The following is an 8,309-nucleotide window of genomic DNA, read 5'->3' as shown; positions in this document are numbered from 1 at the left end:
TCAGCCCGATCGAGTTCGAGGAGAAGCACTACGCCGAGCAGGCGACGGCCGAACCAACGAATCTGAACACCCGTCAACCCCTGCTGACTAGCTGATCAGCGGCTCCCGCATGACGGGGGAACCTCAACGACAACAGGAACGCCAGACCCTGGCGAACGCCACGCCGTGACGAGAGCAGCAGGATGAAGGCGCTGTTGTGCAAAGGCCCCAGGCTGATGGCCGTACCGATCACAACCAGGTCGAGGACCATCGGATCAGCCGCTCCCGGGTGTCAGGGCCGCCCGCCACCTGGGGGCGGGCGGACGGGGCGGCAGAGTGAGGCGGTGGTGCTGCGGTGCCGCATCCCGACTTTGCAGGCGGCGGCCAGGCAGGTCAAGCAGGCCACGCCCGCATGGCGGCACCGGATGCCCGGCGGGCTCCAGGGCGGCGCCGAAGCCCCGACGGTGAGAGCCGGCTTCGATCCAGAGGTGGCCTCGGCGCACCATCTGGGTAGGGTCGGGCGGTGCCCGAGTTGAAACGGCTGCATGCCGGCCACGCCCCGGCGGTCCTGGCCTTCGAGCTGGCGAACCGCGCCTACTTCGCTGCCTCGGTCTCCGACCGCGGCGACGAGTTCTACGACAGGTTCACCGACCGGTACGGCGCCTTGCTGGCTGAGCAGGAGGCGGGCGTCTGCGCCTTCTACGTGCTCGTCGGTGAGGACGGCTCGGTTCTGGGGAGGTTCAACCTGTATGACTTGAAGGACGGCACCGCCGAGCTCGGGTACCGGGTCGCGCAGCACGTCGCCGGCCGCGGTGTGGCGACCGCGACCGTCCGGGAACTGTGCCGGCTGGCGGCGGCGCGGCACGGGCTGCGCACACTGCGGGCGGGTACCTCCCGCGAGAATGTCGCGTCCCGGAAGGTGCTGACCAAGGCCGGGTTCGTCCCGGTCGGCCCGGCCGAGCCGGCCGACCTCGGCGGTAAGCCAGGCGCCTGGTATCAGCGTGACCTGACAGTCCAGCCGTAGAGCGCGATTGATCTTGTCGGTGAACCGGTCGCAGGTGACAGCGTGGATCCTGCCCGCCGGTAGGAGGCGTTCGATGTCCTGATACGCCGGTAGCGCACCGATTCCGCGCCCGACACGACGCCGGACCGGACGTTTTCGCCACAACTCCGACATCTCGGCATCTCCGGCATTGGCTATCGGGAACCGCCCGGCGCGGCATTCCGTGGATCACGTGTAGGGTGGCATTACCGACGCGGGGTGGAGCAGCTCGGTAGCTCGCTGGGCTCATAACCCAGAGGTCGCAGGTTCAAATCCTGTCCCCGCTACGAAAGGAAGGGGCCCGGCAATGCCGGGCCCCTTCCACGTTTCGCCGAGCCCATGTCCATCCGACCGGCAGACCCATACCCCCTAGCGGGCCGGACCGCCGGTGCTCGCGGCTTTATGTGCGATACCGCACCGACATGGTTCGGGGCCGCGACCGAAGCGGTGAGACGCCTCACCGCAGCGGGTGCTCGAGCTGAGTTGCGGTGCGGGTGGTGTGAACGGGCGATGTCTCCCGAGGACTGCCCGGTGGACGCCGGACCGTGCTCGTCGTCCTTCATGTCCCCGGACGGATGCCCCGCAATTGGTCACTGCCTGACCGCACTCGTGGTCACGATGTCGATGGCCACTTGAAGGGGTGTCCCCGCAGTCCCCAGCAGAGCCCGGGTGATGGCGATCGCCTGGATGACGGTCACATCGCGCTCGGCCAGGAAGGCCTGGACAGCCTCCATCCCGTCATCTTCGAGGACTGGTCGGGACTGCTCGACCAGCGTGACCCAGCGTGCGGCCTCCTCGGGGCGTAGTCCGGCGATGTGGTCGAACACGGCCTCTTCCTCCTGTGCTGAGCCGATGGGATGACCCACGTGTCGTCGGAGCTGATCGCTGCACTCATGACCGGCACGGCGTCACCGCATCGAAGGCGGTCGAACCGGAACGGCCGAACTGGAGCGGCCGGAACCCGATCTGATCCTCTGGAAGATACTCGGCGCGGGTTCGGAGCAGCCGCTCGAACGGCTGCTCCGAACCCCGGGCCGGTCAGTTGACGGTCAGGACCGCTGTGTTGTTCGTGAGGTCCGGGTCGAAGTCGTTGTCGTACTCGCCGAACTCGCCGAACGAGGGGTGGATGCTCACGGCGCCGGTCGCGCCGGGCACCACGGTGTCGATGCGCACGGGGAACGCGAACGTGCGCTGGGTGGCCTCGAGCACCCAGTACGGCAGGTAGCAGTCGTAGCGCGGGGCGCCCGTCTGCCTCGGGTAGTAGCCGCCGTCGAGGGTGTGCGGGTAGCAGCCGGAAGGCACGCCGGTGACCTTGGTGCCCGCGGGTACGATCAGCCGGACCACGGCGACCGGATCGCCGGAGCCGAGGTGGCCGACCCAGGCCGGGCCGGTGTTCTTGAACGTCAGCTCGGCCGTGACCGTCTCGCCCGCCGCGCCGGAGACGGTGTCACCGGTCACGGAGAAGTCCGCGGTGTTCTCCGCGCCGATCTGGATGGCCGTGTAGTCGTTCCGGTGGTCGAGGTCCTGGGCGCCGTTGCCCGGCTCGACGTCGATGTCGAACCGTTCGTCCAGTGCGTGTGGGGAGAGTCGCACCGTCAGCGGCGCGGGCAGCTCGAAGGAGTCGCCCGGGGCCAGCACCTGGTCGAACGTGCAGAGGGCCGTGGCCGTCGGCGGATAGTCGTTGGTGTCCGGCCCGGTGTAGGTGCAGGCGTCGTACCGGGTCAGATCCGTCAGGCCGTACGAGGTGTACAGCTTGACGGTGAACCCGTTCGCGCTCTCGTTGCCGTTGTTGGTGACCTTGAACGGGATCGTCCGCTCGTCGCCGGGCTGAGCGTCCTCGATGTCGGCGAGGGGTGCGATGGCGAGGTCGGGCCCGGATCCGACGGTGAGTGTGGTGGCGTAGCTCTCGTGCGGCGCGGTGAGTGTGCCGTCGGGCCCGCCGGTGGCCGTCGCCTCGTAGGTGATCCTGCCCTGTGTACCGACTTCGGCACCGTCGGCCGCGCGTACGGACAGGAGCACCTGGTCGGCTCCCGTCGTGGGCACCACGGGGATGTCGCACACGGCGCTCGTGCCGCTCGGCGTGCAGTTCTCGGGCCAGGTCACCTCGGCGACTCCGGCGAGGCCGGAGACGTCGACGGTGAGCCTGCCGTCGGTCACCGTGAAGTTCTCGTTGTCGTGGTAGACGCCGACGTCCAGGGCGAGGGACCGCGGCTGACCGCCGTCGGTGCCGAGCGGCAGCGTTTGATCGCCCGGCTCGCTGATCGACAACTGGTCGGTCTGCGGCGGGTCGTCGGCAGCGAACGCGGGCGCGGCAAGGCCGGCAGTCAACAGGCCGACCGCCACCGCCACGGCGGCGCCGGATCTGAGGCGTAACGGGCGTTGGGCAGCGAACACTCTCATTGCTCCCCCAAGGGTGCGGTAACGCGACTGATGCGCCGGCAGCCCCGGCGCACCGGCAGGATCATCACATGGCGGCCCAGCCCGCCGCGCCCGGGTTTTCCGGCCCTGTTGGAGAACACCCGGCTGCCGGCCACCCGCTCGCGTCAAGCGGACTCGCAGAGCGGTGCCACCTCACGCCGTCCCGGCCCGAGGCCGTGGTCGACGACCTCCACGCGGTGCCGCTGAACGAACGGGTCCAAGTGGAGCCGGGGCGGGGAGCTCCAGGCGTGGTGCCTCGGGCGGTGCTCGCCATGACAAGCTGTGCTTTCCACTGCCCAGTCCCAGGAGGTCACCATGGCCGCAGAGTCTGCACTGCCCGAAGGCTCGGAGCCGGTTGACGGCGAGAGCCGTGCCCTCTCGCCCGACGACGACGGCCAGTACGACCTGAAGCGCAAGTTCCGGGAGGCCCTGGCGCGTAAGCAGGGTAAGCAGGCGGACGCCGCCGACCTCGCCGCGAACACCGACACGTCGAAGATCCACGGCGCGCACGGCCCGGCCGCGAGTCAGCGGTCGTTCCGTCGAAAGAGCGGTGGCTGAGCCCAAACTGTGCAGGGACGGAACTCGGCACGATCAGGCGACGGCTGGGAGGTACGGGCCGAGTTCCGCAGGGCGTCGAGGCCGCGAGGCTTCGACGCCGCCGTGCTCTACGCCTACCCGCTGCTACAGCCGAACGCCGCCGAGCCGTCCGCGTTCGCGCTGCCTTCCCCTCCCGGGCATTCCGGCCGGCCTCGCCGCAGAACCGACCGTGAACGCGACGCACGCTGCTCGCGCCGCAGGAGGCGTTGGCGGAGCGTTCGCCTGACGATTGCCCTGCGGGCCCTGTAGACCCTGCACGGCCTTCGGCCTCCTGTGCAGACCTCGCCTACTTCGGCGACCAACGGTCAGCAGCCGAAGCGGCGACCCGACGCGCTCAGCGCAGCCGGGAGCCGGACCTGCCCCGCTGGCTCCGACGAGGAGCCCACCGGCCGGCGACGATCTCAGCCACGGGCCGGGGGCGGCGTCCGCTCGGGATCGGTGTTCGCTCGATTCGTCAGGATCGCGCTCGCGACAACGTCGAAGAGGTGATCGGCGCGTGGGGCGAGTGAGGGCTGGTCGCTGAGCCACGCGAGCCCTGCGACCAGCGCGAAGAGATCGGTGCCATCGATATCGGTCCGCGCTGTGCCCGAGGCCTGGGCGCGGGCGAGGAGCCGGGCGCCGGCCGCGCGCAACGTGACGCATGAAGCGTGGAGCGCGGAGTCGGTGTCCTCGATGGCCGCTGTCATCAGCGCGGTCACACCCTGATACTCGGTCGTCCATGCGACGCAGTCGCGCAGCCACGACACGAGAGCGTCTTCGGGCGAGCTCGACGTCTCGAGCTCGCCCGCCCTTGCCGTCAGCCCGTTGAAGCTCGTGCGGAGCAAGGCCTCGAGCAGTGCCTCGCGCGTCGGGAAGTGACGCAGCAGCGTCGCGAGTCCGACGTCGGCCCTGCGCGCGATGTCGCGCATGGACACGTCCGAACCCTGCTCGGTGATGGCGGTTCCCGCGACGGCGAGCACGTGGTCGCGGTTCTTCCTGGCGTCGGCCCGCATCTTTCCCCCTTGACTATCCGGATCAGTGGTCCATATATTCGGATCAGTGATCCACTTATGTGGAGCGCTGATCCGGATAAGCCTATCCCGCGGTGCGGGCAGGAGAAGACGATGCCGATACACACGATGAGGGCGGTCCGGCTGCATGAGCACGGCGGCCCGGAGGTTCTGCGCTACGACGAGGTGCCGATTCCCGAGCCGGGGCCGGGGGAGGCGCTCGTCCGCGTTCACGCGGTCGGCGTCAATCCTCCTGACTGGTACCTGCGCGGCGGGCTGACCAGGATGCCCGGGGAGCCGGAGTCGACGGTCAGGCTGCCGGTGATCCCGGGGACGGACGTGTCGGGCGTCGTCGAAGCCGTCGCCGCGGACGTGGACGGCCTCGCCGTGGGCGATGAGGTCTTCGGGCTTCTGCGTTTTCCCAGCTTCGACGGCAGCGCGTACGCCGAGTACGTGGCCGCGCCCGCGGCGGATCTCGCACGCAAGCCGGCCGGGATCGACCACGTCCACGCCGCTGGGGCGCCCATGGCCGGACTGACGGCGTGGCAGTTCCTGATCGAGGTCGGACACGGTCACCCCTCGCCCTTCCAGGAGCAGCCGCATCGCCCGACGGCACTCGACGCCGCCACGACGGTGATCATCAACGGCGCCGCGGGCGGCGTGGGGCACTTCGCGCTACAGCTGGCGAAGTGGAGGGGTGCACATGTCATAGCGGTGGCGTCGGGCGCGCATGAATCGTTCCTCGGCGATCTCGGCGCCGACCGGTTCATCGACTACACCAGGAGTCGTCCTGAGGAACTCGTCCACGACGTCGACCTCGTTCTCGACACCGTCGGCGGGCCCGACAGCAAGCGATTCCTGCGTACGCTCAAACGCGGTGGCGCCCAGTTCCCCGTGCTCCCCGGGGACTTCGACGAGGAAGAGACAGCGAAGCTGGGCGTCACGGTCTCGAGCGCCCAGGTCCGCTCGAACGGCGCGCAGCTCGCCGAACTGGGGCGCCTGCTCGACACGGGCAGGGTCCGCGTCGCGATCGACAGCACGTTCGCGCTCGCGGATGCCCGAGCAGCGCACGAGCGAGCCGCCCGGGGGCACATCCAGGGCAAGATCGTGCTCACGGCCGGTGACGACGGCTGACGCAACGATGGTGACGGCCGGGCGGAGGCTCCTCGCAACCTGGCCGGGGCAGCCGCATGCCTCCCGTGGGGAGCCGGGAGGCGCGGCGGCCCTGTCGTCCCTGGCGGACGGCAGGGGCCAGCGTGGGGATCCTCGCCCCGGGGGAGGCGGATCCCGCACCTCACCATGCACCACAGACCAGCCAGTGGCATAGATCGCGGCCGGAACTGGATGTGCGGCTGCTTCCTGCCGCCCTTCGGCCGCCTGGACGGAGCTCAGCTGGTCGCGGGGCCCGTCCAGGCACACATGGGCAGCGTCGCTGTGTCAGTGGTCCGGTGCATGATCGGCGTGTCAGTTCTTCTATGTGGGGTGGGGCGCCATGCCGATCACAAATGAGCAGGTAGCGGTGCGTGCGTTTCTGCAGCCGCTGTACGCGGACGCGTACTTCCCCCGTCACGTCGTCGACAAGGGCAGGGCGATTCTGCTGCGGCTGTGCGAACGCATCGAGGCCGAGCAGCCGCCGGATCTGGCGGCCCTGTACGTGCTCACACAGGCCGCGACGGAGGAATTCAACCTGCTGGAGGCGGAGTTCGATGCGGCTGGGAGTGAGATCGAGACGGTAGCCCGCGAGGAGATCGCCGAGGACTTCTGGTTTGTTGCGTCGGCCTATGGCTTCGCGGACGCGGACGTGGAGGAGCTGATCGCCACCCGGGATTGGTGAGCGGCAATCCGGCTGCTGGGCAGGCAGGCGTGTTTCGTGATCTTCGACTTGATCGGCGCTCTCCGCCGTGGACGTACGCGACAGCCCGCCGCCACGCCGGGGAGAGGCTGACCCGGCTGACGGCCTGTCACCGGAGGTGTGTCACTCCGGAATCTTCCGGATGCCGCTCCCTGTCTTGCCACGGATACCTTCCAGGCACCGGTCCGGGCCACGGTGGCGAGAACCCGGTGACGGCGATCTCATGGCGCGCGAACGCGGCCGGAACCTGTTCGGCCACAGCCCTGCCCCGGAAGGCGCCCGCAGACGACGAAGGAGAAATCATGATCGTGAAACACATCAAGGCAACCGCGGCATCCGTCACGGTGGCCGCCGCGCTGACCGGCATCCTGGCCGCTCCCTCGGCACAGGCCGCGACGTCGGCACCAGCGGCTGCGGCGGCGGCCGAGTGCGGCGTGCGCGCTCACGACGGTCGGCTGTGGTGCGGGAACAGCGGATCGGCGCCGACCCGGGCGGAGCCGTTCCACGAAAGTCCCATCACCGGTCTGCTGCAGTCGACGTTCAGCTACTTCACCTGCTGGTCGCCGGGCGGACTGCACGGCGGCGGCAACACGACCTGGTACCGCACGGTGCCCGACTGGAGCAGCGACGGGCGGGAGGGCTATGTGCCGGCCGACTGGGTGTTCACTCCCAGCTGGTTCGACGCCGACCCGAGCAGCTATGGCCTGCGGCGTTGCTGACACGGCGACCGTCGGCCCCACCGGGACGCATGCCCCGGTGGGGCCGGCCTCGGCTGTAGTGCCCTGATGCGTCCTCGCATCACCTCACCGGCAACGGAGTCGACCTTGCCTGGCCGGGCCTGCGGCGCACCCGCCCTGCTGCTCGGCATGGCCTGGTCGGCCCCCGTTGCACCCGGCGCGCCGACCCCGGCCACGGGCTACGCACCGAGCTGACCGCCCCGGAGAACCGCCCCAGAGAACCGCCCCGGAGAAGGGTCTCCTCGCGCCGAAGCCGAGCGGGAGTCGTCAAGGACCGCGCACCCCTCCGCCGCTGATCACTCCTTCGCCGACCGCATCTCCGCCGCCAGAAGCCTCGGGCGCATGCCGAGCGCCTTCGCTGTGCTGACGGAGGCCGAAGTCCCGGTGCGGACAAGCCCGTTGGGTGAACCGTACGGCGGTGACCACCCTGGCAACTGGACCGTGTGGCGCGTGGCGAAGGGCGCGGACGCGAACGTGCGCTCCTGCGCGTCGACCGCGTGCCGCGTGGAGAGCTTGGTTCGCGCCGACGAGTCCTGCCCGGCGGCCTGCTGGACGACCGGCCGGACGGTCACGGCCGAGGGACGCACGAACGACAAGTGGATCCGGCTGCCGCTGAACGCGGGCGGAGTCGGCTGTGACAGCGGCGTCCACCCCAAGGGCGAAGCGACCAGGGGGCGTCACCCAGCAGTGCCGAC

Annotated in this window: 9 protein-coding genes and 1 tRNA gene; 6 read left to right on the top strand and 4 right to left on the bottom strand. The window is 69.8% G+C overall.

Annotated features, from left to right (window positions below; genetic code table 11):
• The first annotated feature begins 502 nt into the window (after positions 1-502).
• Together QQM72_RS37520 and QQM72_RS37515 are read left to right on the top strand one after the other, a co-directional pair.
• A complete protein-coding gene (locus QQM72_RS37520) occupies positions 503-1,003 on the top strand; it encodes a GNAT family N-acetyltransferase (RefSeq protein ID WP_314225262.1) in 501 nt (166 codons plus the stop codon).
• A gap of 231 nt (positions 1,004-1,234) precedes the next feature.
• A tRNA-Met gene (locus QQM72_RS37515) sits at positions 1,235-1,308 on the top strand.
• A 303-nt stretch (positions 1,309-1,611) separates the two neighbouring features.
• Here QQM72_RS37515 and QQM72_RS37510 read toward each other — a convergent pair.
• Both QQM72_RS37510 and QQM72_RS37505 read right to left on the bottom strand, forming a co-directional pair.
• Complete coding sequence (locus tag QQM72_RS37510) at positions 1,612-1,848, bottom strand: hypothetical protein (protein ID WP_314225260.1); 237 nt, start codon at positions 1,846-1,848, stop codon at positions 1,612-1,614.
• Positions 1,849-2,059: 211 nt separating this feature from the next.
• Positions 2,060-3,349: a COG1361 family protein gene (locus tag QQM72_RS37505; protein ID WP_314225258.1), complete on the bottom strand. Its 1,290-nt coding sequence runs from the start codon at positions 3,347-3,349 to the stop codon at positions 2,060-2,062.
• A 405-nt stretch (positions 3,350-3,754) separates the two neighbouring features.
• Here QQM72_RS37505 and QQM72_RS37500 point away from each other — a divergent pair, with 405 nt between their 5' ends.
• Positions 3,755-3,997 carry a DUF5302 domain-containing protein gene (locus QQM72_RS37500; protein ID WP_314225257.1) on the top strand — a complete coding sequence of 81 codons (243 nt, stop codon included), beginning with the start codon at positions 3,755-3,757 and terminating at the stop codon, positions 3,995-3,997.
• A 440-nt stretch (positions 3,998-4,437) separates the two neighbouring features.
• On the opposite strand, the gene QQM72_RS37495 is transcribed toward QQM72_RS37500, so the two are convergent.
• A complete protein-coding gene (locus tag QQM72_RS37495) occupies positions 4,438-5,028 on the bottom strand; it encodes a TetR/AcrR family transcriptional regulator (RefSeq protein ID WP_314225256.1) in 591 nt (196 codons plus the stop codon).
• Positions 5,029-5,139: 111 nt separating this feature from the next.
• On the opposite strand from QQM72_RS37495, the gene QQM72_RS37490 reads away from it, so the two are divergent.
• From QQM72_RS37490 to QQM72_RS37480, 3 genes are all read left to right on the top strand, one after another.
• Positions 5,140-6,159 carry an NADP-dependent oxidoreductase gene (locus tag QQM72_RS37490; protein WP_314225255.1) on the top strand — a complete coding sequence of 340 codons (1,020 nt, stop codon included), beginning with the start codon at positions 5,140-5,142 and terminating at the stop codon, positions 6,157-6,159.
• A gap of 358 nt (positions 6,160-6,517) precedes the next feature.
• Positions 6,518-6,859 carry a DUF5713 family protein gene (locus QQM72_RS37485; RefSeq protein ID WP_314225254.1) on the top strand — a complete coding sequence of 114 codons (342 nt, stop codon included), beginning with the start codon at positions 6,518-6,520 and terminating at the stop codon, positions 6,857-6,859.
• 320 nt (positions 6,860-7,179) lie between these two features.
• A complete protein-coding gene (locus QQM72_RS37480) occupies positions 7,180-7,596 on the top strand; it encodes a hypothetical protein (protein WP_314225253.1) in 417 nt (138 codons plus the stop codon).
• Between the two features lie 314 nt (positions 7,597-7,910).
• Here the strand turns inward: QQM72_RS37480 and QQM72_RS37475 are convergent, their stop codons facing one another.
• Positions 7,911-8,201, bottom strand: coding sequence for a hypothetical protein (locus QQM72_RS37475; RefSeq protein ID WP_314225252.1), 291 nt, complete (start codon positions 8,199-8,201; stop codon positions 7,911-7,913).
• Positions 8,202-8,309: the final 108 nt, after the last annotated feature.

The organism is Streptomyces zaehneri (assembly GCF_032248645.1).
Taxonomy (GTDB): domain Bacteria; phylum Actinomycetota; class Actinomycetes; order Streptomycetales; family Streptomycetaceae; genus Streptomyces; species Streptomyces coriariae.
Note: the sequence above shows the minus strand (reverse complement) of the source record. Positions and strands in the feature narration are given on the sequence as shown.

Bases quoted from the DNA above. Each gene is read 5' to 3' on its own strand.
- QQM72_RS37485 (WP_314225254.1), top strand. From the start codon at position 6,518: ATGCCGATCACAAATGAGCAGGTAGCGGTGCGTGCGTTTCTGCAGCCG.
- QQM72_RS37500 (WP_314225257.1), top strand. From the start codon at position 3,755: ATGGCCGCAGAGTCTGCACTGCCCGAAGGCTCGGAGCCGGTTGACGGC.
- QQM72_RS37495 (WP_314225256.1), bottom strand. From the start codon at position 5,028: ATGCGGGCCGACGCCAGGAAGAACCGCGACCACGTGCTCGCCGTCGCG.
- QQM72_RS37490 (WP_314225255.1), top strand. From the start codon at position 5,140: ATGCCGATACACACGATGAGGGCGGTCCGGCTGCATGAGCACGGCGGC.
- QQM72_RS37480 (WP_314225253.1), top strand. From the start codon at position 7,180: ATGATCGTGAAACACATCAAGGCAACCGCGGCATCCGTCACGGTGGCC.